This window comes from Pedococcus sp. P2_F6 (assembly GCF_056403675.1).
In genome coordinates this window covers 796,267-819,313 of record NZ_JBFUEZ010000001.1, presented here as the reverse complement: position 1 = coordinate 819,313, position 23,047 = coordinate 796,267, and the positions used below count along the sequence as shown (strand labels likewise).

Annotated in this window: 19 protein-coding genes and 3 tRNA genes; 16 read left to right on the top strand and 6 right to left on the bottom strand. The window is 68.6% G+C overall.

What is annotated here, in order from left to right; translation table 11 throughout:
- Positions 1-27: 27 nt before the first annotated feature.
- The 3 genes from hemG (at position 28) to AC1DWP_RS03905 (ending at position 3,395) form a co-directional block, all read left to right on the top strand.
- A complete protein-coding gene (hemG, locus tag AC1DWP_RS03915; RefSeq protein WP_477613129.1) occupies positions 28-1,509 on the top strand; it encodes a protoporphyrinogen oxidase in 1,482 nt (493 codons plus the stop codon).
- A gap of 4 nt (positions 1,510-1,513) precedes the next feature.
- Positions 1,514-2,227, top strand: a complete 714-nt coding sequence (gene hemQ / locus AC1DWP_RS03910; protein WP_477613128.1) for a hydrogen peroxide-dependent heme synthase — start codon at positions 1,514-1,516, stop codon at positions 2,225-2,227.
- A 184-nt stretch (positions 2,228-2,411) separates the two neighbouring features.
- Positions 2,412-3,395: a type IV toxin-antitoxin system AbiEi family antitoxin domain-containing protein gene (locus AC1DWP_RS03905; protein ID WP_477613127.1), complete on the top strand. Its 984-nt coding sequence runs from the start codon at positions 2,412-2,414 to the stop codon at positions 3,393-3,395.
- A 48-nt stretch (positions 3,396-3,443) separates the two neighbouring features.
- Here AC1DWP_RS03905 and msrB read toward each other — a convergent pair whose 3' ends face one another.
- Positions 3,444-3,872 carry a peptide-methionine (R)-S-oxide reductase MsrB gene (gene msrB / locus AC1DWP_RS03900; protein WP_477613428.1) on the bottom strand — a complete coding sequence of 143 codons (429 nt, stop codon included), beginning with the start codon at positions 3,870-3,872 and terminating at the stop codon, positions 3,444-3,446.
- A 137-nt stretch (positions 3,873-4,009) separates the two neighbouring features.
- Here msrB and AC1DWP_RS03895 point away from each other — a divergent pair, with 137 nt between their 5' ends.
- Positions 4,010-6,160 (top strand): ATP-dependent DNA ligase, encoded by a 2,151-nt coding sequence (locus AC1DWP_RS03895; protein ID WP_477613126.1) that lies wholly within the window; start codon positions 4,010-4,012, stop codon positions 6,158-6,160.
- Positions 6,160-7,344, top strand: coding sequence for an alpha/beta hydrolase family protein (locus AC1DWP_RS03890; protein WP_477613125.1), 1,185 nt, complete (start codon positions 6,160-6,162; stop codon positions 7,342-7,344). Before AC1DWP_RS03895 ends, AC1DWP_RS03890 begins: the two co-directional genes overlap by 1 nt.
- A gap of 35 nt (positions 7,345-7,379) precedes the next feature.
- Here the strand turns inward: AC1DWP_RS03890 and AC1DWP_RS03885 are convergent, their stop codons facing one another.
- A complete protein-coding gene (locus tag AC1DWP_RS03885) occupies positions 7,380-8,096 on the bottom strand; it encodes a dihydrofolate reductase family protein (protein WP_477613124.1) in 717 nt (238 codons plus the stop codon).
- Between the two features lie 49 nt (positions 8,097-8,145).
- On the opposite strand from AC1DWP_RS03885, the gene zapE reads away from it, so the two are divergent.
- The 4 genes from zapE to AC1DWP_RS03865 all read left to right on the top strand — a co-directional run bounded on the left by zapE (position 8,146) and on the right by AC1DWP_RS03865 (position 10,920).
- Positions 8,146-9,147, top strand: a complete 1,002-nt coding sequence (gene zapE / locus AC1DWP_RS03880) for a cell division protein ZapE (RefSeq protein ID WP_477613123.1) — start codon at positions 8,146-8,148, stop codon at positions 9,145-9,147.
- Positions 9,148-9,240: 93 nt separating this feature from the next.
- Positions 9,241-9,432: a hypothetical protein gene (locus tag AC1DWP_RS03875; protein ID WP_477613122.1), complete on the top strand. Its 192-nt coding sequence runs from the start codon at positions 9,241-9,243 to the stop codon at positions 9,430-9,432.
- A 64-nt stretch (positions 9,433-9,496) separates the two neighbouring features.
- A complete protein-coding gene (locus AC1DWP_RS03870; RefSeq protein ID WP_477613121.1) occupies positions 9,497-10,459 on the top strand; it encodes a polyphosphate kinase 2 family protein in 963 nt (320 codons plus the stop codon).
- Positions 10,460-10,545: 86 nt separating this feature from the next.
- Complete coding sequence (locus tag AC1DWP_RS03865) at positions 10,546-10,920, top strand: VOC family protein (protein ID WP_477613120.1); 375 nt, start codon at positions 10,546-10,548, stop codon at positions 10,918-10,920.
- Here AC1DWP_RS03865 and AC1DWP_RS03860 read toward each other — a convergent pair.
- The gene (locus tag AC1DWP_RS03860; protein WP_477613119.1) at positions 10,917-11,255 is read right to left on the bottom strand and encodes a hypothetical protein; all 339 of its coding nucleotides are present in this window, start codon (positions 11,253-11,255) and stop codon (positions 10,917-10,919) included. The two genes, AC1DWP_RS03865 and AC1DWP_RS03860, sit on opposite strands and share 4 nt — an antisense overlap.
- Positions 11,255-12,901 carry an acyl-CoA dehydrogenase family protein gene (locus AC1DWP_RS03855; protein WP_477613118.1) on the bottom strand — a complete coding sequence of 549 codons (1,647 nt, stop codon included), beginning with the start codon at positions 12,899-12,901 and terminating at the stop codon, positions 11,255-11,257. Before AC1DWP_RS03855 ends, AC1DWP_RS03860 begins: the two co-directional genes overlap by 1 nt.
- Before the next feature lie 32 nt (positions 12,902-12,933).
- Here AC1DWP_RS03855 and AC1DWP_RS03850 point away from each other — a divergent pair, with 32 nt between their 5' ends.
- The 5 genes from AC1DWP_RS03850 (at position 12,934) to AC1DWP_RS03830 (ending at position 15,157) form a co-directional block, all read left to right on the top strand.
- The gene (locus AC1DWP_RS03850; protein WP_477613117.1) at positions 12,934-14,094 is read left to right on the top strand and encodes a YihY/virulence factor BrkB family protein; all 1,161 of its coding nucleotides are present in this window, start codon (positions 12,934-12,936) and stop codon (positions 14,092-14,094) included.
- A gap of 32 nt (positions 14,095-14,126) precedes the next feature.
- Positions 14,127-14,199: transfer RNA gene (locus AC1DWP_RS03845), tRNA-Gly, on the top strand.
- A 22-nt stretch (positions 14,200-14,221) separates the two neighbouring features.
- Positions 14,222-14,292: transfer RNA gene (locus tag AC1DWP_RS03840), tRNA-Cys, on the top strand.
- Positions 14,293-14,358: 66 nt separating this feature from the next.
- Positions 14,359-14,430 (top strand) — tRNA-Val (locus AC1DWP_RS03835).
- A 349-nt stretch (positions 14,431-14,779) separates the two neighbouring features.
- Positions 14,780-15,157 (top strand): hypothetical protein, encoded by a 378-nt coding sequence (locus AC1DWP_RS03830; RefSeq protein ID WP_477613116.1) that lies wholly within the window; start codon positions 14,780-14,782, stop codon positions 15,155-15,157.
- Between the two features lie 7 nt (positions 15,158-15,164).
- Here AC1DWP_RS03830 and AC1DWP_RS03825 read toward each other — a convergent pair whose 3' ends face one another.
- The gene (locus tag AC1DWP_RS03825; RefSeq protein WP_477613115.1) at positions 15,165-17,555 is read right to left on the bottom strand and encodes an FdhF/YdeP family oxidoreductase; all 2,391 of its coding nucleotides are present in this window, start codon (positions 17,553-17,555) and stop codon (positions 15,165-15,167) included.
- Between the two features lie 233 nt (positions 17,556-17,788).
- Between AC1DWP_RS03825 and AC1DWP_RS03820 the strand changes: the two genes are divergently transcribed.
- Together AC1DWP_RS03820 and AC1DWP_RS03815 are read left to right on the top strand one after the other, a co-directional pair.
- Positions 17,789-18,457, top strand: coding sequence for a hypothetical protein (locus AC1DWP_RS03820; protein WP_477613114.1), 669 nt, complete (start codon positions 17,789-17,791; stop codon positions 18,455-18,457).
- Positions 18,458-18,574: 117 nt separating this feature from the next.
- Complete coding sequence (locus AC1DWP_RS03815; RefSeq protein WP_477613427.1) at positions 18,575-21,217, top strand: ATP-binding protein; 2,643 nt, start codon at positions 18,575-18,577, stop codon at positions 21,215-21,217.
- A 309-nt stretch (positions 21,218-21,526) separates the two neighbouring features.
- On the opposite strand, the gene AC1DWP_RS03810 is transcribed toward AC1DWP_RS03815, so the two are convergent.
- Positions 21,527-22,933: an alkaline phosphatase PhoX gene (locus AC1DWP_RS03810; protein ID WP_477613113.1), complete on the bottom strand. Its 1,407-nt coding sequence runs from the start codon at positions 22,931-22,933 to the stop codon at positions 21,527-21,529.
- Positions 22,934-23,047 lie beyond the last annotated feature (114 nt).

Sequence of the window (23,047 nt, the reverse complement as noted above, 5' to 3'; positions counted from 1 at the left end):
CAGTCACGATCTTGAAAGGGTGTGGGCATGGTCGGATCACGAATCCTCATCGTCGGGGGAGGTATCGCTGGACTTGCCTGCGCTTGGGAGCTGACGCGTGCGGTTCCTGACGCGACCATCACGATCCTCGACGCGGCAGACCGACCCGGCGGCAAGCTCCGACGCGAACCCGTGGCAGGGGTGGCGCTGGACGTGGGGGCCGAGTCGATGCTGGCCAGACGACCCGAGGCGCTGGACCTGATGTCCGAGCTGGGCCTCGATGGCGAGGTCGTCCACCCCGACACGACGTCGGCGTCCATCTGGTCGCGAGGTGACCTTCACCCCATGCCCAAGGGCACGCTGATGGGGATCCCTTCGCCGGCCGCCTCCGCGCTCGGCGTCCTGTCCCCTGACGAGGTCGCTCGAGCCGAGGGCGAAACACCATGGGACAGAGGCGATTTCGAGGACGTTTCGGTGGGCGACTACGTCGCGGCCCGCTTGGGCGACGCGGTCGTCGACCGTCTCGTCGAGCCGCTCCTCGGGGGCGTGTATGCCGGGCAGGCTCGGTCGTTGTCGCTGCGCGCCTGCCTGCCTTCCGTGTTCGCGGCGGCCCGGCGAGGCGAGTCCCTCACGCAGACAGCAGCTGCGGGCCAGGCCGGTGAGGCGGGCCGGGCGGGCCGGGCCGACCGCGCGGGCCAGGCGGGCCAGACCGACCAGCTGGCCGCGCCGGTCTTCGCCGGGCTGGTGGGTGGGGTGGGCCGGCTCGCCGAGTCGCTGACCGAGTCGCTGCGGGCTCGCGGCGTGACGATTCGCAGCAGCACCATCGTCCGTGAGCTGCACCGGGAGCCGGACACCGCGGGTGGCGGCTGGTCGGTGGTGGTCGGACCGCACCCGCGGCCCGAACGGCTGGTCGCGGAAGCGGTGGTTCTCGCCGTCCCCGCCGCCCCTGCGAGCCGGCTCCTGGCTCGACACCTGCCCGACGCGTCCCGGGCGCTGCGTGAGGTCGAGTACGCCTCGATGGCGATCATCACCCTGGCCGTCGGGGCCGAGGGCCCCGGCACCGTGCCGCTTCCCGGCTCCGGTTTCCTCGTGCCGGCGGTCGAGGGCAGGACCATCAAGGCCAGCACCTTCTCCTCGACCAAGTGGCGATGGACCGCCGAGGCTGCCGGGGACCTTTCCTTCCTGCGAGCCTCTGTGGGGCGGTTCGGCGAGACGACCGACCTGCAGCGCCCGGACGAGGAGCTCGTGGCGATCGCCGTCGCCGAGGTAAGCGAGGCCCTCGGCCACCAGCTGCCCCGGATCGTCGACACCCACGTCCAACGCTGGGGCGGTGCGCTGCCGCAGTACACCGTCGGGCACCTCGACCGGGTGGCCCGCATCCGGGCCGCAGCGGCGGCCGCGCCGGGGCTGGCCCTCGCCGGCGCGGCATACGAAGGTGTGGGGATCCCGGCGTGCATCGCGACTGGGCGGTCGGCGGCACTGGCGGTGACCACCCACCTGCGGACGCGAACGATCGGCGCGGGAGGATAGGGGCATGAGCGAGCCGCACCCCTCCAACCCGAACGCTGCCCGGATCCGCGAGATCAACGACTCGATCCGGTATGCCATGTGGTCGGTGTTCTCCGTCACCGGGCCCTTGGGCGACAACCGGGACGTGATGGCCAAGGAGGTCGAGGACCTCTTCGCGCAGCTCGAGGCAGAGGGTGTGGTGACCCGCGGCGTCTACGACATCGGGGGGCTGCGCGCCGACGCCGACTTCATGGTCTGGTGGCACGCCGAACGGATCGAGGACGTACAGCGGGCCTACCGCTCCCTGCTGCGCACCGAGCTGGGCCACCTGCTCGAGCCGACCTGGTCGGCGGCAGCGCTGCACCGACCGGCGGAGTTCAACAAGAGCCACATCCCGGCGTTCCTCGGCGACGAGCCGCCCAAGGACTTCATCTGCGTCTACCCGTTCGTCCGGTCCTACGAGTGGTACCTGCTGCCGGACGCCGAGCGCCGCGACATGCTGCGCGAGCACGGGCAGCAGGCACGTGACTACCCCGACGTGCGGGCCAACACGATCGCCTCGTTCGCGCTGAACGACTACGAGTGGGTGCTGGCCTTCGAGGCCGACGAGCTGCACCGCATCGTCGACCTGATGCGTGAGCTGCGCGCCTCGCGGGCCCGCATGCACGTCCGCGAGGAGCTGCCGTTCCACACCGGTCGCCGCGTCCAGGTCGACGAGCTCCTCGCCTCCCTGCGCTGACCCCGCCCCACCTTTATCGGGTCTAGGGACTTGGGTCGGCTTCACCCCGAAACCGTTCTCGGGTCATGCCGTCCTTGCCCGGGTGTGGCGACGGCCGTCCACAAGCGACCTGTCCGCACCCAGCCCTCCACAGGTCCACGTCCGTGGGTCGATGGAGCGCCTCGACGGCGGACATCCTCGGGCCATGGACCCTGCGCTTCTCGACATCGCCAACTCGCAGGACGGCGTGTTCATCACCCGTCAGGCGAGATTGCTCGGCCACAGCCGCGAGTCGCTGGCGGCACTGGTTCGCGACGGCGGCGTGGTGCGCCTGACTCGCGGTGTGTATGCCGTGGGCGCGCCGCCCGACGGCCCGACGGCTTCGGCGGAAAGGCATCGCCTGCTCGGCCGCGGCGCGCAGCTGCTCTATCCGGACGGCGCGCTCTCTGGTCACACGGCGCTGGTGGCACTCGGGCTCCCCGTCTGGGGTGCCTCCCTGCAGCGTGCGCACCTCGAGCGACCGATCCACCGTGAGGTGTTGACGCGAGACCTCGTGATCCGGCCGCCGTTCGCTGGGCTGAAGGCGCCCCGTGGTGTGGTCTCCACTCCGGTGGCCGTGGTCCAGCACTGCCTCGAGCACGGCGCCACCCCCGGAGTGGTGGCGGCCGACGCGGCGCTTCACGAGGGCATGATCTCGCGCGACGAGCTCGAGGCCGTCGCCGCGCGCGTGCACGGCTGGCCGCGGTCGAGCCGGGTCAGGACCATGCTGGCCTTCGTCGACCCGAAGTCCGAGTCCGTGGGGGAGTCGCGCCTTCGCGTCGGCCTCGCCGCGGTGGGGATCGAGGTCGAGGCGCAGGTCGCCATCCGCGACGAGCGAGGCAGAGTCGTGGCGAGGGTCGACTTCCTCGTCAAGGGCACCAACGTCGTGATCGAGTTCGACGGCCTCGTGAAGTATCGCGACGGTGGCTCGGAGGCGCTCATCGCTGAGAAACGCCGAGAGGACGAGCTGAGACGGCTGGGATACCGGGTGGTCCGCGTCGTCTGGTCGGATCTCGAGCGCCTTGGACCGCTCATCGCGCGGCTGCGGGCGCTCGGTGTCCTCAGCCACGCGGCATACCCATCCAGCGCTGTGCTCAAGCCGGCCGCGCCCCACAAAGGTCGGCCTCACCCCGAAACCGTTCCGGGGTGAAGCCGACCTTTGTCCCATGACCCGATAAAGGCGGGGCAGGGGGGTCGGTCAGGTGGCGTCGGGCTTGGGGCGCAGGGTCATCGAGATCGAGTTGATGCAGTAGCGCTGGTCCGTGGGGGTGCCGTAGCCCTCGCCCTCGAAGACGTGGCCGAGGTGGCTGCCACAGTTGGCGCACCTGACCTCGACGCGCTTCATGCCCATGTCATAGTCCTCGAGGTACTCGACCGAGTCGCCGGCGAGGGGTGAGTAGAACGACGGCCACCCGCAGTGGCTGTCGAACTTGGTGTCGGAGGTGAACAGCTCGGCACCACAGGCTCGGCAGGCATAGACGCCCTCGTCCTTGGTGTCGGTGTACTCCCCGACGAACGGCCGCTCGGTGCCTGCCTGACGGAGCACCTGGTACTCCGCCGGGCTCAGCTCCTCACGCCACTGCTCGTCCGTCTTGGTGACGGCATAGGTGCGGTCGGTCTGGTCCATGCTCACGTTTCGGCTCCTTCGCCCGGTGATCCCACTTCGTCCAAACAGCTTCACGTCCATCACAACGCAATCAAGGCCCATTCTGGTCCCGCAGATCCTTACGGTCCGCTGACGGGCTCCCCAGATAGGCTCGCGCCATGGCGGCCAAAGCAACCGAGCTGGAAGTCCCCGGGGGACCTGAGGGATCGCGACGTGTTCGGATTTCGAGCCCCGAGCGCCTGATCTGGCCCGACGACGGGATCACCAAGCTCGACCTCGCGCAGTACGCCGTCGACGTCTCTGACGGCTTCATGCGCGCACTGGGCAACCGCCCGGTGACCCTGCAGCGGTTCCCCGAGGGCATCACGGGCGAGGAGTTCTGGACCAAGAACCCGCCCAAGGGCATGCCCGACTTCATCGACCCCGTCATGTGCACCTACCCCTCGGGTCGCAAGCACCTCCAGGTGGTCGTCGACGAGCCGGCAGCCGTGGTGTGGGCGATGCAGATGAACACGGTGACGTTCCACCCCTGGCCGGTGCGCACGAGCAACGTCGACAACCCCGACGAGCTGCGGATCGACCTCGACCCGCAGCCGGGCCGCGACTTCAAGGACTCCGTCGAAGCCGCCCTCGTGCTCCGCGAGCTGCTCACCGAGCTCGGGCTGACCGGCTGGGCCAAGACCTCCGGCAACCGAGGTGTCCACGTCTTCGTCCGGGTCGCGCCGACCCACGAGTTCCTCGACGTGCGGCACGGGGTGATCGGGATCGCGCGCGAGCTCGAGCGTCGCCTGCCCGACCTCGTGACGACCTCGTGGTGGAAGGAGGAGCGCGGCGAGCGCGTCTTCGTCGACTTCAACCAGGCGTGTCGGGACCGCACCATCGCTTCGGCCTACAGCCCGCGCCCGCTCCCCGGAGCGCCGGTGAGTATGTCGGTCAGCTGGGACACGCTGCCCGGCGTCAGTCCCGGCGACTTCACCGTGCTGACGGTGCCGGGGATCGTCGCCGCGGATGGTGACGCATGGGCGGCGATGGACGATGCTGTCGGTGACGTCTCCTCGGCAATTGCTTTGTGGGACAAGGACATCAGCGAGCGTGGCCTCGGCGAGCTGAACTTCCCGCCGGACTACCCCAAGATGCCGGGAGAGCCACCCAGGGTGCAGCCGAGCAAGCGCCGCAAGGACAAGTCCGACGAGGACTACATGCCCCCCAAGGCCGAACGCGATGCGGACCTGCGCTCCGTGTGGGGTCCGGTCGTGCCGCCCGTCGCCCCGATGCTGGCCAAGCCGGTGAAGGGGATCCCCACGGGCGACTACCTGTTCGAGCCCAAGTGGGACGGATTCCGCTCGATCATCTTCCGGTCGGGCGACCAGGTGGAGATCGGCAGCCGCAACGAGAAGCCGATGACTCGCTACTTCCCCGAGGTGGTCGAGGCCGTGCTGGCCAACTTCCCCGAGAAGTGCGTCGTGGACGGCGAGATCGTCCTCATCGGCGCGACCGGCGACGGGCTCGACTTCGACGCGCTGCAGCAACGGATCCACCCCGCCGCCAGCCGGGTGAAGAGGCTCGCCGCCGAGACCCCTGCCAGCTTCGTCGCGTTCGACCTGCTCGCGATCGGCGAGGACGACCTCACCGCGCGCCCGTTCTCGGAGCGCCGTGCCCGGCTCGAGGAGGCCCTCGCCGCGGCGCAGCCGCCCATCCACCTCACCCGGGCCACCCACGACCCGAGCGTTGCGCAGGAGTGGTTCGAGCAGTTCGAGGGGGCCGGGCTCGACGGCGTCATCGCCAAGCCCCTCGACATCGGCTACGTGCCCGACAAGCGGCTGATGCTGAAGATCAAGCACGAGCGGACCGCTGACTGCGTGGTTGCGGGCTATCGGACCCACAAGAGCGGCGACGACCTGATCGGGTCACTCCTGCTGGGCCTCTACACCGACGAGGGGTCCCTGATGAGCGTGGGCGTGATCGGGGCGTTCCCGATGGCGCGACGCAAGGAGCTGTTCGACGAGCTGCAGCCGCTGGTCACCGACTTCGACGACCACCCGTGGGCCTGGGCCAAGGAGGAGATGGGCAACCGCACCCCGACGGGCGGGGCGACGTCGCGCTGGAACGCGGGCAAGGACCTGTCGTTCACGCCGCTTCGGCCCGACCGCGTGGTCGAGGTGAGGTACGACCACATGGAGGGCGCCCGGTTCCGCCACACAGCCCAGTTCGTCCGCTGGCGCCAGGACCGAACCCCGCAGTCGTGCACCTACGACCAGCTCGAGGAGCCGGTCAGCTTCGACCTCGCCGACGTGCTGGGGGAGAGGTAGTGGCCACCGGGGCGACCTCGACCCCGATGTCTGCCGGCCGCAAGGCGGCCATCGCGGGAGCAGTGACCGCAGGGTCGGTGCTGACCGCAGGTGCCCTGACCACCATGGGCGCCGCGACCTACTTCGCACGCCGGGTCCTCACCCCGGACCGCCAGCGACCCGATGACACCCAGATCCTTGCCGTCGCCGACGACTCGGTGACCTTAGGGGTGAGCCCAGAGACGGTCTCGCCCGGACGGTACGGCCTCTGGCTGGACAGCGAGAGCGGTCACGCGCGCGTCGGCGACGTCCTGGAGCTCGACCAGGGATCGGGCCGGGTGCGTCGAGAGCTGCTGGGGGTCGACTTCGGACACCTCACCGGCGGGTTCGGCCGGTGGAACCAGTACTACTTCGCCAGCCCCCCGGACCGCTCACTGGGACTGCGCACCGAGTACGTCGACGTGCTCACCGAGCTGGGCACCATGCCCGCCTGGGTGGTGCCGGCCGCCACGACGTCGCACCGGTGGGCAATCCTCGTCCACGGCCGTGGGGCCAGGCGCCACGAGGGGGTGCGGGCGGTGAAGCCGTTGCACGACAACGGGATCAACGTGATCATCCCCAGCTACCGCAACGACCTCGGAGCACGCAGCGGACCGGACGGGCGCTACAACCTGGGCCTCTCGGAGTGGCGCGACATCGAGGACGCCGGCCTGCACGCGGTGCAGCGTGGGGCGCGGGAGCTACTGCTCGTCGGGTGGTCGATGGGAGGGGCCATCGTCCTGCAGACCCTCAGCCGCTCCTGGCTGGCCGACCACGTCACCCACGTGGTGCTCGACGCGCCGGTCATCGACTGGGGTGACGTGCTGGCCCACCACGCGCGGGCCAACGGCATCCCGGCCCCGATCGGCGGTCTCGGCCGGGCCCTCATGGGTCGCCGCTCGGCGCGCCGACTCGTCGGCGTGCACGACCCGGTGGACGTGGCCAAGACCAACTGGGTGGCGCGTGCGGGCGAGCTGGCGCACCCGATCCTGCTCATCCACTCGGTCGACGACGAGTTCGTCCCCGTGGGCCCGTCCCAGGCGTTGGCGCAGGCGCGGCCAGACCTGGTGACGATGGAGCGGTGGGACACCGCGCGGCACACCAAGGAGTGGAACGTCGACCCGGACCGCTGGGAGCGGTCTGTCGCCGAGTTCGTGGCCACCTGAGCCATCCACACCCGGTGCCGCGCGGACCTGTCAGGTCAGCGGTTGACGAACCAGCGTCCGAGGATGCTGCAGTCCTCCTCGAGCAGGACCGCGGGGGAGGCGGGGACGTTCAGCTCCGGTCCGTTGACGATCGCCGGATGCTGGCCGCCGACGATGACGGGCGACCAGGTGAGGTCGAGCTCGTCGACGACCCCGGCCTTCAACAGGCTGGCGAGCAGGGTGGGGCCGCCCTCACACAGGATCTGCCGGAAGCCCTTGTCCTCCAACATGTTTCTCATCCGCACCAAGTTCACCGAGTCGGTGCCGGACATGAGGACGAACTCCTCACCGATCAGCTCACGCGAGGCGTCCAGGGCGCGTGCGTCGGCTCCGCTGCGGGTGACGAGCAGGACGGATCCGGGAGGTCCGTCGGCCACGCTCACAGGCAGCTGTCCTGAGTGGCTGACGACCACGAGCGTCGGTGCCGCTGCGTTCTCGGCCTTCAGCGAGGGGTAACCCTCGGCCCTGACCGTGCCGGCCCCGACCACGACGACGTCCGTCATCCGGCGCAGCAGGTCGAAGACCACATGGTCGGCCTCGGTGTTGATGCTGCCCGACTTCTGGTCGGGACCATTGGCCGCGCCGTCCAGGGTCGCCACGAAGTTGGCGCGCAGCCAGCGACGGGCGGGCGGGGCGTACAGGTCCGCGAGGTCGGCGGCGTCGACGAGGTCACCGGGGGCATGGGTGCCGGAGGAGTCAAGCAGCAGGCGCATGCGCACAGTCTTGCATTTCCCTCGATCTTGGTTCACTAGGCTCGACATCGTGCCCGGCTCCCTCCTCGACCGCTCTCCTCGGCTGGACCGTGCGCGGTTGGTGCGGGAGCTCGTGCCCCCTCCCCGTTTCGACACCGAGCGGTTCGCGACCTACCGGCCAGATCCGTCCGAACCCTCGCAGGCGGCTGCCGTGGAGCGACTCGAGCGGTATGCCAGGTCGCTGGGCCAGCGCGCGAGTGGCCGATGGTTCGCGCGGCGAAAGGCCGCCGCAGGGGACGGCCGCGGGGTCTATCTCGACGGCGGCTTCGGAGTCGGCAAGACCCACCTGCTGGCGTCCTTGTGGCACGAAGCCACCGGGGCCAAGGCCTTTGGCACCTTCGTCGAGTACACCAATCTCGTCGGAGCGCTGGGCTTCCAACCCACCGTGGAGGCGCTCAGCGGGCACGAGCTGGTCTGCATCGACGAGTTCGAGCTCGACGACCCGGGCGACACCGTGTTGATGGCGACGCTGCTCGGGCGGCTGGCCACAGCGGGGGTCTCGCTGGCCGCCACGTCGAACACCCTGCCCGACGCGCTGGGGGCCGGGCGGTTCGCGGCCGAGGACTTCCTGCGGGAGATCCAGGCGCTGTCGGCACGCTTCGAGGTCCTGACGGTGAACGGCCCCGACTACCGGCACCGCGACAGCGTCGACAGCCCCCCGCCCTCCTCAGAGGACGAGGTGCGCGCTGGCGTGGACGTCGACGGTGGGGTGCTCGACCACTTCGTCGACGTGACGCGTCACCTCGCGACCGTGCACCCGAGCCGCTATCGCGCGATGCTCGACGGGGTCACCGCCGTCGGGTGGACCCACGTGCGCCCCGTGACGGACCAGGCCGTCGCCCTGCGGCTGGTCGTCCTCGCGGACCGGCTCTACGACGCCGACATCCCTGTGTTCGCCAGCGGGCTGCAGCTGGGCGACCTGTTCTCCCAGGAGATGCTGGCGGGCGGCTACCGGAAGAAGTACTTTCGCGCGATCTCGCGACTCACTTCCCTCGCGCGCCACGCCGACTGAGCAACTGCCCCATCTGCTGGGCTGTGGACAGCCATCCTCGACATGAGGACACTCGGGCTGAGGACATTGGAAGTGGCCGCCGCTGGGTGCGGCATGGAGGGAGCGACCATGTGGTGGATCTGGCTTCTGGTCGTTGTCGCGGTGATCGCTGCGCTCTTCCTCGTCCTCAGGCGGCGCGGCTCGACCGGCGACCCGAGCTATCGCCCGGACGACCCGCGGTCCGGGTCGGGTCTGGGTGGGCCTCCGGGACAGTGGGGGCCGGGCGACGGCGGGGGTGCCGGCTGACGCACGGGCACTTGCTCGGCTGGAATCCCTCGCGCGCCGTGCCCCGCGATGACAGGATGCGTCAATGGGCAAGGGGAAGAACGACGCAAAGGCCAGCAAGAAGTCCAAGGGCGACAAGAAGTCCAAGGGGGGGCCGAAGTCCAAGGTCGCAGGCCTGGACGCCACGGCGGCATCCGACAAGGGTGTCCCCGAGCCGACGGCCTTCGCCGACGCGTTGAGGGTCACGGATGGTTTCATCCTCGCCGAGTGCGACCCACGCTCCACCCCGGGCTTCGACGGTGACAAGGCAGCGGGCGAGGAAGCCCTCGCGGCACGCGCAGGGGAGATCAGCCAGCTCCAGGAGCGGCTCTATGCCGAGTCCAAGGGTGACGTGAAGCGCTCTCTCCTGTTGGTGGTGCAGGGCATGGACACCTCCGGCAAGGGGGGCATCATGCGTCACGTCGTCGGGCAGATGGACCCGCAGGGCGTCAAGTACACCGCCTTCAAGGCGCCCACCGCCGAGGAGCGCAAGCACCCCTTCCTCTGGCGCATCCGCAACGCCCTGCCTGGCCCCGGTCAGGTCGGTGTCTTCGACAGGTCGCAGTACGAGGACGTGCTCATCGTCCGCGTCCACGAGCTCGTGCCCCGGGCGACGTGGTCGCGGCGCTACGCCCAGATCAACGACTTCGAGGCCAAGGCCGTCGCTGACGGCACGACGATCGTCAAGGTGATGCTGAACATCTCGGTGGACGAGCAGAAGGCCCGCCTCACCGAGCGGCTCGAGCGCGAGGACAAGCACTGGAAGTACAACCCCGGGGACGTCGACGAGCGCCTGCGGTGGCCGCAGTACCAAGAGGCGTACCAGGCGGTGCTCGAGAAGACCTCGACCGAGGCAGCCCCGTGGTACGTCGTTCCCGCCGACCGCAAGTGGTACGCCCGGCTGGCTGTCCAGAACCTGGTGCTCGAGCACCTGGAGGCGATGGACCCCCAGTGGCCGGCCGCCGACTTCGACGTCGAGGCCGAGAAGCAGCGACTGGCGAAGTCCTGAGCCCGACCGTCCGACCGATGAGTTTGCCGGGCCGTCTGGGTCGGTACCGGTAGCCGACACTGGGTCGTCAACGGAAGGAATCAGCCATGCTCAAGGACTCCCAGGCGTTCAGCGGCTTCTCGGTGCCGGACACCGAAGCCGCCCGCAGGTTCTATGCCGAGACTCTGGGGCTGGAGGTGAGCGAGGCCAACGGCATCCTGCGCATCCAGCTCGGCGGGGGACACCACGCCATCGCCTACCCGAAGCCGAACCACGAGCCGGCAGGTTTCACGATCCTGAACTTCCCGGTGAGCGATATCGAGGCGACGGTTGACGAACTAACGGGTCGGGGAGTGGCCTTCGAGAGGTACGAGGGCACCCCGATGGAGACCGACGCCAAGGGCATCTTCCGCAAGGGCGGCCCGCTCATCGCCTGGTTCACCGACCCCGCAGGCAACGTCCTCTCCGTGATCCAGGACTAGCCGATCCAGAGCACCGGTGTGCTGATCGCCCCAGTGCCCCACAGGAGGAGCCAGACAGCGAGGAGGGCGCCCACGCACAGACACCCGATCCAGACCTGCCGGGCACCCTTGGAGGTGTGCGCCGCTCTGCCAGCCCCGGATCCGCGGGGACTTGCCACGACGACGGCGCCGACGATGGCGCTGAGGACGATGATCGGAACACCCATGACGAGCAGCGCGTCGCCAATCTCGTAGAAGTCGCCCTGGAGGGCCGCCGGGAGCAGGATCAGTGCGCCCGTGACGAGCATGCCGAGGGCGGCGCCGATCAAGAGCCCGCGCGCGCGACCGCCTCGCATCAGCCGGCGAACGCGCGGTCGATGATTGTGCGGGCATGCTGGGTCGACAGACCCGCGTCGAGGGTGCCGAAGGTGGCGCCGTGCTGCCCTCCGAGGCGGCTGGCAACGAACGCGTCGGCGACCACGGTCGGCGCGTAGCGGGCCAGCAGGGACGCCTGCAGGGTCACCGCGAGGCGTTCCACGGCGTGTCGGGCGCCCGCCTGCGCGCCGGGCTCCGCGGCATACGCGATCACGTCGTCGACGCGGGTGATGGCTTCGTCGAGGACGGTGCTGTGGCCGTTGGCGAGGGCGAGCTCCTTGCGGAACGCCTCGACGGACAGGGGCTCGCGGGTGATTGCGCGCAGGACGTCGAGGGCGTTGACGTTGCCCGAGCCCTCCCAGATCGAGTTGAGCGGTGCCTCCCTGTAGAGCCGGGCGAGGCCGTTCTCCTCGACGTAGCCGTTGCCGCCCAGGCACTCGAGCGCCTCCGCGACCATCGGTGAGGTGCGCTTGCAGACCCAGTACTTGCCGACGGCCACACCGAGTCGCGACAGCGCGGTGTCGCCTTCGTCGACCGCGTGCGCCAGACGCAGCGCGAGGGTGGTGGCGGCTTCGACCTCGAGGGCGAGGTCGGCCAGGACGTTCTGCATGAGCGGCTGGTCGACGAGCAGGGCACCGAACGCGGAGCGGTGTCGGGTGTGGTGGATCGCCCGCACGAGGGCGGCTCGCATCGTCGACGCCGAACCGAGGATGCAGTCGAGCCTGGTGGCCGCGACCATGTCGAGGATGGTGCGGATCCCGCGACCGTCATCGCCGACGCGCACGCCCCATGTGCCGTCGAGCTCGACCTCGGAAGAGGCGTTGGACCGGTTGCCCAGCTTGTCCTTGAGTCGTTGCAGCGCAAAGGGGTTGCGTGCGCCGTCGTCGAGCGCGCGCGGCACGAGGAAGCAACCGACGCCGGCATCGGTCTGCGCCAGGACGAGGAACGCATCACTCATCGGGGCCGAGCAGAACCACTTGTGGCCGGTCAGCCGGTAGGTCTCGCCGCCCTCGACCGGACCGTCCGGCGTCGCGACTGCACGCGTCGTGTTGGCACGGACGTCCGAACCGCCCTGCTTCTCGGTCATGCCCATCCCGACCAGCGCCCCGCGCTTGTCGGCCAGGGGCCTCAGCCCGAAGTCGTAGCTGCGCGAGGCGAGCTGGGGCAGCCAACGCGCCGCGAGAGGTGCGTTGGCCGCGAGGGCCGGCGCCGCGGCATACGTCATGGAGATGGGGCACAGGTGACCCTGCTCGTTCTCGGACCACGCGACGAAGCCCGCTGCCCGCCGCACGTGGGCGCCGCTCCCGGCGGGCTGGGTCCACGGCTCGGCTGTGAGCCCGGCGCCGACGGCGACGTCCATCAGGGAGTGCCAGGCTGGATGGAAGGCGACCTCGTCGATGCGCTCGCCGGTGGGGGAGTGGGTGCGCAGCACGGGCTCGTTCTCGTTGGCCTGGACGGCCCATTCGCGCGCCTCGGCGCTGCCCGCACGGGCCCCCAGCGCACTGACTTCGTCGTATGCCGCGGAGCCGGCCCAGCGCCTCAGCCCCTCGTCCAGCGCCGGCTGGGACGTGACCGTGTTGTAGTCGGGCAGTGGGGGCACCTGGTTGGTGACGGCGTGGGTGGGCACGAGGGCACACTATGCCGGGATACCGTGACGGGGTGACACCTAAGGCCCGGGTACGCCGCGCGCTGCTACGCGTGCCCGGCGCCATGCCCGCGGCCAAGCTGACCGTGGAGACGATCCGGGTGTGCCTGCGGTACCGGGTGACCGGCCTGGCGTCGGAGGCAGGCTTCTTCATGCTGCTGTCTCTGCCGCCGTTGGTGCTGGGGCTGTTCGGTGGCGTGGGTTACATCAGCGGGTGGCTCGGCAAGGACATCGTCAACCAGCTGATCAAGGGGATCCAGAACTTCGCGTCCGACTTCCTGGTCGCCAACGTCGTCGAACAGATCATCCTGCCCACGGCGAACGACGTGCTGCAGAACGGTCGCGGAGACCTGATCTCGCTCGGCTTCCTGCTGTCGATCTGGTCGGGGTCGCGAGCGCTCAACGTCTTCGTCGACACGATCTCGATCATGTACGGACAGTCGGGCGAGCGGGGGATCGTCCGGACCCGTGCGCTGTCGTTGACCCTGTACTTCCTGTCTCTGGTCGTCGGGATCGTGGTCGTCCCGCTCGTCGTGATCGGCCCGACGTGGCTCAAGGATCTGTTGCCGCCGGGGGCAGAGTTCCTGGCGTACCTCTACTGGCCCGTGGTGACCATTGCCGCTGTGGCAAGCATCGCGACCCTGTTCCACATCTCCACGCCGCGTCGGTCGCCGTGGCTGAGGGACGTGCCCGGCGCAGTACTCACCTTGCTGATCTGGGTGCTTGCGTCCTTCGTCCTTCGCGGCACGATCACGGCCTCGGTCAGCGGTGGAACTTCGATCTACGGCCCGCTGTCCGCCCCGATCGTGCTGCTGATCTTCCTGTACGCGCTGGCCATCGCCGTCCTCATCGGTGCCGCCCTCAACGCAGCGATCCGCACGATGTGGCCGGTGGCGGATCGGCTTTCCCTGCGGGCACAGATGGTGAAGTGGGTGAAGGCCCGCGTGTCTGCGCGCAGGACTGGCTCGCTGCCCCTCAACGCGCCGGCCAGCGATGATCGGCTGCGTGTCGACGGGGCGCGCGAGGAGCTGACGTCCTCGGTCGAGGGACTGCGGGACGAGGCGCGAAAGCCGCTGACCCCCATGCCTCGTGGGTCGGAAAACGCCGCGGACGACACCCAATTTGGAGACGACGCTGATGATCGGATAATGTCTGCACGCACGCGCAGCGGGTGAAAAACCCCGTTCAACACCAATAGCGCGTGTATGCGGATGTAGCTCAGTTGGTAGAGCGCAACCTTGCCAAGGTTGAGGTCGCCGGTTCGAGCCCGGTCATCCGCTCGGAGGGTTTGACCGCCTTCACGGTGGAGTGGCCGAGAGGCGAGGCAGCGGCCTGCAAAGCCGCGTACACGGGTTCAAATCCCGTCTCCACCTCAGACGACTTGAACCCTGAGTCGAACCCAGCACCACCCAGCACGACCCACCACCCAGCAGGACCCGGGGCGATTGGCGCAGTGGTAGCGCGCTTCCTTGACACGGAAGAGGTCACTGGTTCAAACCCAGTATCGCCCACCCGTTCGGAACAGCCCCTGACAGGCGGAAACGCCAGTCAGGGGCTGCTCTCGTTCGATCGGGAAGGGGCTGATTCTGACCTCTTCCCTGCTGAGTGACTACCTGAGTGACCAAGTCGCCTCCGCTCAGTCAGGAGCCACCAGGCGATGCGTGATGGGCACGCCGGAGCCAAGACCCGGGATGCAGAGTGAAGTCCTCGCACCTAGCCTTGGGGGCAGCTTCGGCTGAGGCGGCTTGGGGTGTTGCGAAGAGGAGCCGTAAGACGCGCCTTCCCGACGCGGCCAGCCCAGCTCGCGAGACCTTTGTCAGTGGCGGGTGTCAAGATGTCAGGGTGGCTTCGGATAGTCGGATGGTCGCCCTGGGCTTCGGCAAGTTCGCGCGTGCAGACCGCATATACGCGCTTGAGCGAATCACTGGCGGGGAGCGCGGAGATGGCCGCCGAACCCGGGTCTGGATCGACGGAGTCGCCGATCCTTTGATCGCGTCCAGGGCCGAGGGCACCATCCTTCGAGACATGGGCCAAGAGGTCGCCGCTGCCGGACCTGAGATCGAAGAGGCGTTGGATCTGGCGGCTCGTCTGGCGGCCGCAGACGAGGCAGGCCGAGTTGATCTGCACGACCTAGGTCGTCGAGCCCGCAAAATTCTCGAATCGACGACGCGGCCTGCGCTTGATCAGGACGCGCGAGAACTCTCATCGGCACTTGCGCCGAAGGGGGAACCGTCTTGAGCCGTCCTCAGGACAGGTGTTCGGGCTCCGGGGTCTTCTTGTGGTCCCAGTCCGAACCCGTGGGGTTCTGGGCCGTGCCTCCGGTCTGCCCCGGCGTGGTGCCGTTCGCCGCGCCGGGGCCGGCGGCCAGCGTCAGCGACACCACCACGGACTTGGAGGTCGGGGTGTTGCTCCCGATGGCGGTCGAGTCCAGCGGCACCAGCGGGTTGGTCTCGGGGTAGTAGGCGGCGGCCGATCCGCGCGGGGTGTCATAGCTGACTACACGGAACCCGTGAACGCGGCGGACGAGGTCGTCGCCGGTCCATCGGGTTGTGATGTCGACGAGGTCGCCGTCCTTGAGCCCGAACGCCGTGATGTCGTCTGGGTGCACAAAGACCACCTTGCGGCCTCCTTCGATGCCGCGGTAGCGGTCGCTGAGGCCGTAGATCGTGGTGTTGTACTGGTCGTGGCTGCGCAGGGTCTGGAGCAGCACGTGACCCTCGGGGACGTGGACGATCTCGATGGGCGAGGCGACGAACTCAGCCTTGCCGGACTTGGTGTCGAAGGTCCGGGTGTCGCGCGGCGGGTGCGGCATGATCATGCCGCCAGGCTTGCGGACGTTGACCTCGTAGTCCTCGCACCCGGGGACGACCTTGGCGATGTGGTGACGGATGACGCGGTAGTCGTCCCGCATCGCCTTCCACTGCAGGCCGTACCGGTCTCCCAGCGTCGCCTCGGCGATGCCGGTGACGATGTCGACCTCGGATCTGAGCTGGGGGCTGGCCGGCTCCAGCGGGCCGCGGGAGGCGTGCACGGAGCACGTGGAGTCCTCGACGGAGATCCACTGGGCACCACTGGCCTGGATGTCCTTCTCGGTGCGGCCCTTGGTCGGCAGGATCAGCGCGGTCTCCCCGCAGACGAGGTGCGAGCGGTTGATCTTGGTGGACACCTGCACCGTCATGCGGACCTTGCGCATCGCCGGGATGGCTATGTCGGTGTCGGACACGGCCTGCACGAAGTTGCCACCGAGCCCCATGAAGAAGTGGACCTTCCCGTCACGCATGGCGCGCAGGGAGTCGACGACGTCCAGGCCGTGCTCACGCGGCGGGTCGAAGCCGAACTCCTTCTGGAGGGCATCGAGGAAGGCGGCGGGCGGTCGCTCCCAGATGCCCATGGTGCGGTCGCCCTGGACGTTCGAGTGACCGCGCACCGGCAGCAGGCCGGCGCCCTCGCGGCCGATGTTGCCCTGCGCCAGGGCGAGGTTGACGACCTCCTTGATGGTCGCGACCCCGTTGCGGTGCTGCGTCAGGCCCATCGCCCAGCAGTAGACGGTGCGCGTGGAGCCGCGCAGCATCTCGGCGGCCTGCGTGATCAGCTCGCGGGACAGCCCGGTCACCTCGACGACCTGTTCCCAGTCGACGGCGCGGACGTGGTCGCGCCACTGCTCGAAGCCCGTGGCGTGGGTGGCGATGAAGTCGTGGTCGAGTGCGTCCCACTCGACGAGGAGTGAGCCGATCGCCTGGAAGAGGGCGAGGTCGCCGTTGACCTTCACGGGGAGGTGCAGGTCGGCCATGGCTGTGCCGTGCCCGATGACGCCCTTGGGCTTCTGCGGGTTCTTGAACCTGACCAGCCCGGCCTCGCGGAGGGGGTTGATCGAGATGATCTTCGCGCCGTTCTGCTTGGCGATCTCGAGGGCCGAGAGCATGCGCGGGTGGTTGGTCCCGGGGTTCTGGCCGGCGATGACGATGACGGAGGCGGTGTGGACGTCATCGAGCGTGACGCTGGCCTTGCCGATGCCAATGGACTCCTGCAGGGCGATGCTCGTGGACTCGTGGCACATGTTCGAGCAGTCCGGCAGGTTGTTGGTGCCGAACGCACGGACGAACAGCTGGTAGGCGAACGCGGACTCGTTGGAGGCCCGCCCGGAGGTGTAGAAGGTCGCCTCGTCGGGGCTGGCCAGCGAGCGCAGCTCGGCGCCGATGAGCTCGAAGGCCTCCTCCCACTCGATCGGCTCGTAGTGCGTGCCGCCGGGCCGCTTGACCATGGGGTGGGTGATGCGGCCCTGCTGGCCGAGCCAGTGCTCCGTGTGGGCGTCGAGCGCGGCGATGCTGTGCTGGGCGAAGAACTCCGGCGTGGCACGGTCGCGGGTCGCCTCCTCCGCGACGGCCTTGGCGCCGTTCTCGCAGAACTCTGCAGTGTGCCGGTGGCCCGGGTCGGGGTCCGGCCACGCACAGCTCATGCAGTCGAAGCCCTCGGCCTGGTTGAGCTTGAGAAGGGTCTGCGCGGTACGCCTCACACCCATGTGGTCGAGGGACCGCTTCATCGACACCGCGACCGCGGTGGGGCCGGCTGCGTGGTCCTCCTGGCCCCTGACCACGAGGTCGGCCTCGGAGTAGTCGCCCTCGTCGTGCTTGGACATCCTGAACCTCGTTCTGCCGGTGCGTGAGCAGCCCCAGGTGGGACGTGCGCAGGTCACCTCGAACCTACCCATCACGTCCGGGTACAAACCACTCGGAGGGCTGGCACGGGTGCCGATCCGTGGCGGCCCCGAGGGAGATCGGGGGATGTGAGTCCCGTGGGTGTCGGGGAGAATCGGTCAGAGCGGCGGAAATCGCTCGGGTCCAGCCTCAATAGGCTGGCTACGCTGGCACGGTGCAGGACGTCATCTATCTGCAGCTGGTCGAACTGGCCAGCGAGTGGGCGGAGCGCGCGCAGATGACGACCGACGAAAATGGCCCGCAGGACACGCCAACGGGCGCCCGGCCCAACAACGAAGAACGCTACGTCGCTCTCTCAGCAGAATTGCGCCGGCGGGGCTTCCTCACCGGACCGGACGGCACTACCCGACTGGAGCTTCCCCGCTTCCACCTTCGCGGAAAGCTGCCAGTCGTTCAGGTTCCCCTCTGTGTGGCGGGAGCTCTCGTCAGCCCGCTCGTCGGACTCGGGGCATTCGAGGACCCCTATACGGCGGGCTGGCTCGGAACCTCATTCCTGGTCCTCAGCGTCGCGATCGCCGGCCTGTTGGGTTGGCTCGCAATCCGGCTCCCATTCTTGGGACTCCGAGTCGACCGCCGTGGAATTCTGGTGAGCAACACATACTCTCGCACTCTGGTCGCGTGGGCAGACCTCCTCGGCATCTCGTACAAGCCGCTCGTCGACGCCAACGACCCGGACGCCGTTCTTGGGTGGATCTATGTCTTCCTTACCTCCGACGGGGAGGTCCTGGCATCGCAGCCAGAAGCTAGAGACACGGGGGCTGACAGCCCCATGGAGCGGCGACGCCGGCTGCTGTTGGCCCTTCGCGACGCCTATACCGTCTGAGCCCGGGCCACGACCCATTGCGAGCTGCGGCCAAGCACCAAACACCCTCCGGACCACGCTGCGCCGCCGCCGCGGTGATGCAACGTGCCACGGATCAGCGTGCGGGATGATGTGGTGATGCACGCGTTGCCGTCTGGGACGGTGTCCTTGGTGTTCACAGACGTCGAGGGTTCGACTGCCCTGCTATCGCGTCTGGGTTCGGGCTACGCGGCATCGTTGGATGAGATGCGCCGGATCCTGCGCGCCGCTTGGGCCGACTTCGGTGGGGTTGAGCTTGGCACGGAGGGGGACAGCTTCTTCGTGGTCTTCGAGACGGCGCGGCAAGCTGTTGGCGCCTTGGTTCAGGCCCAGCGTCGGCTTGGCGTTTCCGCGTGGCCAGGCGGGGAGCCGGTCAGGGTGCGGATGGGTGCGCACACGGGCGCTCCGACGGTCCACAATGGCGCGTACGTCGGGATGGACGTACATCGCGCGGCACGAATAGCCGCTGCCGCGCATGGGGGTCAGCTCGTGCTGTCGGCGGCGACCGCGGCCCTGGTGGCTGAGGAGTTGCCCGAGGGTCTGTTGTTGCGCGATCTGGGCGAGCACCAGCTGAAGGATCTGGGTCGACGCGAACGTCTGTTTCAGGTGACGGGTGTGGGGTTGCAGGCAAAGTTCCCCCCACTGTGGTCGCTGGGTGCGCCATCGCGCCTGCCTGAGCCACCAACACCAACCGTCGGGCGCTCGGGAGAGCTGGATCGGCTGGCCGACACCCTGACGACGCCGCGCGTCCGGCTCCTGACACTGACCGGTGCGGGAGGGTCTGGTAAGACCCGGTTGGCCACAGAGCTTGCTCGTCGCGTCGTCGACGACTTTCCCGACGGCGTGTTCTTCGTTCCTCTGGCGTCGGTGACGACGGCCAACGGTATGTGGAACTCCATCGCCGAGGCGCTCGACGCGCCACCAGAGGCGCGCACCCCCTCAGCAATCAATGCACAGGTCGGTGCGTCGGCTCTGCTCGTGCTGGACAACCTCGAACAGCTGCGTGAAGCAGACACTGTGGTCGCCGCGCTCCTGGCGGGTGTGCCAGCGGTGAGGCTCATCGCCACGTCCAGGCGTCCTTTGCATCTGCCGGGGGAGCACGAGTACCTGGTTCCGCCGTTGGAGCTGCCAATCGGCGACAGCATCGACGAGGCCGCGGGTTCCGGTGCGGTCCAGCTGTTCGTCCAGTGCGCCCGTCAGGTTCGGCCAACCTTCGCCCTTACCGAGCACAACGCTGCCGACATTGCGGCGGTCTGCAGGCGACTGGATGGTTTGCCGCTAGCGCTGGAACTGGGCGCGGCTCGAGTGAGGCTACTCAGCCCGGCTGCCGTTTTGGGGCGGCTGGACTCAGCACTCGACCTCGAGACCACCGGCCGGCGCGTCCCGAGTCGGCAACGAACGCTCCGGGACACGATCGCGTGGTCGTATGACCTGTTGACCCGACGGCAGCAGGGTGTCCTCCGCCGGTTGAGTGTGTTCCGCGGAGGCGCCGACCTGCGTGCGATCGCAGCCGTCGTGGCACCCGCCGGCGAACCCGGCATCGAGGACCCGCTTGACGCGATTGCGGGCCTTGTCGAAGCCAGCCTGGTAGACATCACGGAGGCGCTCGACGGGGAACCCCGAGTGCGCCTACTTGAGATCGTCCGCGACTACGCCCACGCCAAGCTGACCGAGAGTGGCGAGGTCGACGTGGCAAGGGAACGGCACGCGCGCCACTACGTCGACGTTGCCGAGGAAATGAGTACGCAGTTCGTTGGCTCGGGATACTGGGCGGCCCGAGCCTGGTTCGAAGCCGAGGACGCCAACCTCGGCGAGGTGTTCAGCTGGGCGCTGCCTGAGGCCGAACCGTCCCCAGCTGATCAAGAGCGACTCCGCTCGGGTCTCCGCCTGTGTAAGGCGCTCAACGAATGGCTGGTGGCATATCGCCCAGCCGATGGAGGAAAACACCTTGAGAGAGCTCTTGAGCGTGCTGGCGACCGCGACAGCTCTGAGATAGCCGCCTGCCTTCGGGCGCGGGCAGTGCTCCTTGGTCGGTCGGGTCAGCAAGAAGCTGCGCTCGTAGCCGCGCAGGCAAGCGTCGAGATGGCCAAGCGACTCGGAGACGTCACCGCAATCCTCAAGGGCCTCATCGATCTCGGCGGCGTGGAAATCGCACGGCGACGGTTCACGGCGGGACGCCCCTTGCTGCAAGAGGCGGTTCGGCTCGCCCGAGAATCCCAGAACACGAACGAACTCCGCGACGCTCTGCAAGTCCTCGCCATGCTCGAAGCGTCAGACGGCGACCTGCAGTCCGCTCTGGATCTGCAGACCGAGACACTAGCCATCGCCCATCAGCTCGAAGCCCCCGACGCGGCAGTCAACGATCGCCAGAACATGGCATGCAGCCTGCGCCTAATTGGACGCGTAGGCGAGGCGCACGAGCAGATGTACCGACTCGTCCCGGACGCGCTGAAAGTCAACTGGGCCAGCAACCTGATGATCCTGGCCGAGGACTACGCCTGCGTCCTCGCCGAACTCGGGCAGCACCACCGGGCCGCGCACCTTTTCGGCGCCGCAGAAGCGACGTACGAACGGTTCGGGCAAATGCGCGACCCACGACAACAGGCCGAGATTGCTGGTGCGTGGGAAAGGGCTCGCGCTGCGTTGACGGACCAGCAGTGGAATGACGCGTATAACGCGGGACGAGCAATGGAGATCGACGACGCTCTCAGGGATGTGCACGCTCACGACGCGCTGACCTAGGGGTGCGGTGAACGTAGTCCTCGCCACCGCACCTCTTGGTGGCAGCGCGCGTCGTCCGGCGCGCTCTTCCCGATCCCCAGCGATGCTCCCCCGCCAGCAGGAATTCGGACCATGCGCGGGAAGGCCTATCGCCGGGGCGGCGGTCTTGATCAGGAACCCCGCGTCTGTGCTCCGTTCTGCCTGCTGAGCGGGCGCCGAACCAAGGCTGACATCGTGGACGGTGGGGGAGTGGCTCGTGCTAAGGATGACGCTCAGGGACGTGCGCGGACGGAGCGAAAGTCCTTGACCCGTTGGGCCCCCCCGAGGGGCCTAACTGGCGTTTGAAGGCCGGCCCCATGGTCCGGTGATTGCCAGCGTGTAGCCCGGCGCCTGGATGTTCGCGAACAGCGTGCTGCCAGATGCGTTGAACACCGGGCCAGCGAACTCGCTCTCGTTCGCGAGGTTCAGGGCGAGCGGGTAGGCCTTGCCCTGTTCCGTCACGCCGACGAGGTGCGAGCGGCCCTCGCCGTCCTCGGCGAGGATCAGGCCGCCGTGTGGTGAGACGGTGATGTTGTCGGGCCCGTCAAAGCTGGAGTCGCCGGTGGCCGGGTCCGTGTTGACCCCGAAGATCGTCTTGAGCACGATCCGCGACTTAGCGGGGTCGTAGAACCAGACCTGGCCGTCGTGCTCGTTGGTCGAGCCGTCCGAGTGACGGGCGAAGCTGGCGACGAAGTAGGCGCCGCCGTCGCCCCACCACTGGCCCTCGAGCTTGCGCGACCGGGTGATCTGGTTGTTGGTGAACTGCTTGCGGACCGAGGTGCTCCGGGCGTCGCGATCCGGCACAGTCACCCATGTGACGGTGTAGACCGTGTTGACCGTGGTGGCGATCGACAGGTCGGGCACGTGGTTGCCGTCCTCGTCGAAGCACTTCATTGCCTCGAGCGTGCCGACCTCGACGGCGCCGTCTGCGGCGAGGGCGTGAAGGGCGCCCTTCCCTGGCGTGAAGCCGGTGGGTGGGGTCCAGCGGAAGTACAGTCCGTTCGGTCCGCCGGCATCCTCCGTGAGGTAGATGCTGCTTGTCGCTGGGTCGACCGCTGCTGCCTCGTGGGCGAACCTGCCGAGGAACTTCAGGGGGAGCGGGGACCTGTGGATGTTGGCGGCTTGGCTGGTCGGGTCGACTTCGAAGACGTAGCCGTGGTCCTTGGTGAGGGTGCCGCCGGTCCTGGCTTCCGTCTCCTCGCAGGTGAGCCAGGTGCCCCACGGTGTGACGCCGCCAGCACAGTTGTTCCAGGTGCCGGACACGGATGTGTACTGCTCGATCACGTTGTTGTCGGCGTCGAGCACGATCGTGGAGGTTCCACCGATGCCACCGTCGTCGTAGACGAGGCCGTCGACGTGTGGGACCGCGTGCCGGTCCGAGCCGGCCAGTTCGTGGTTCGACACGACTACCGAGCCGCCATCCGGGCGGGCGAAACAGCCCATGGCGTCAGGATCTCCGGGGTGGACGAACCCGCTGGCGCCGGCGACACCAGACTGCCCGATCACCTTGTAGGAGAAGCCCTTGGGGAGGGAGAGCAGGGGGCCTGCCGGGTACAGGGGGCCGTAGCCGGCGCTGGTGCGGGTGGCTGCCGCGGCCGAGCTGAGGAAGGGGTCGAGGCTGCCAGCGCCGGCAAATGCGAAGCCGAGCGTCGCGGCGGAACCGCCGAGGAAGGTACGCCTGGATACGGAGTTGGGCATTGGTGCTCCTCAGGGAGGGATCCTGACGGGTAGATCCTTCCCATCAGACCGCCGGGGAAGGGTGTCTGCAACTGGAACACCGGTGAGTTGAGCCCCTTTCCGAGCCGCGTCGAC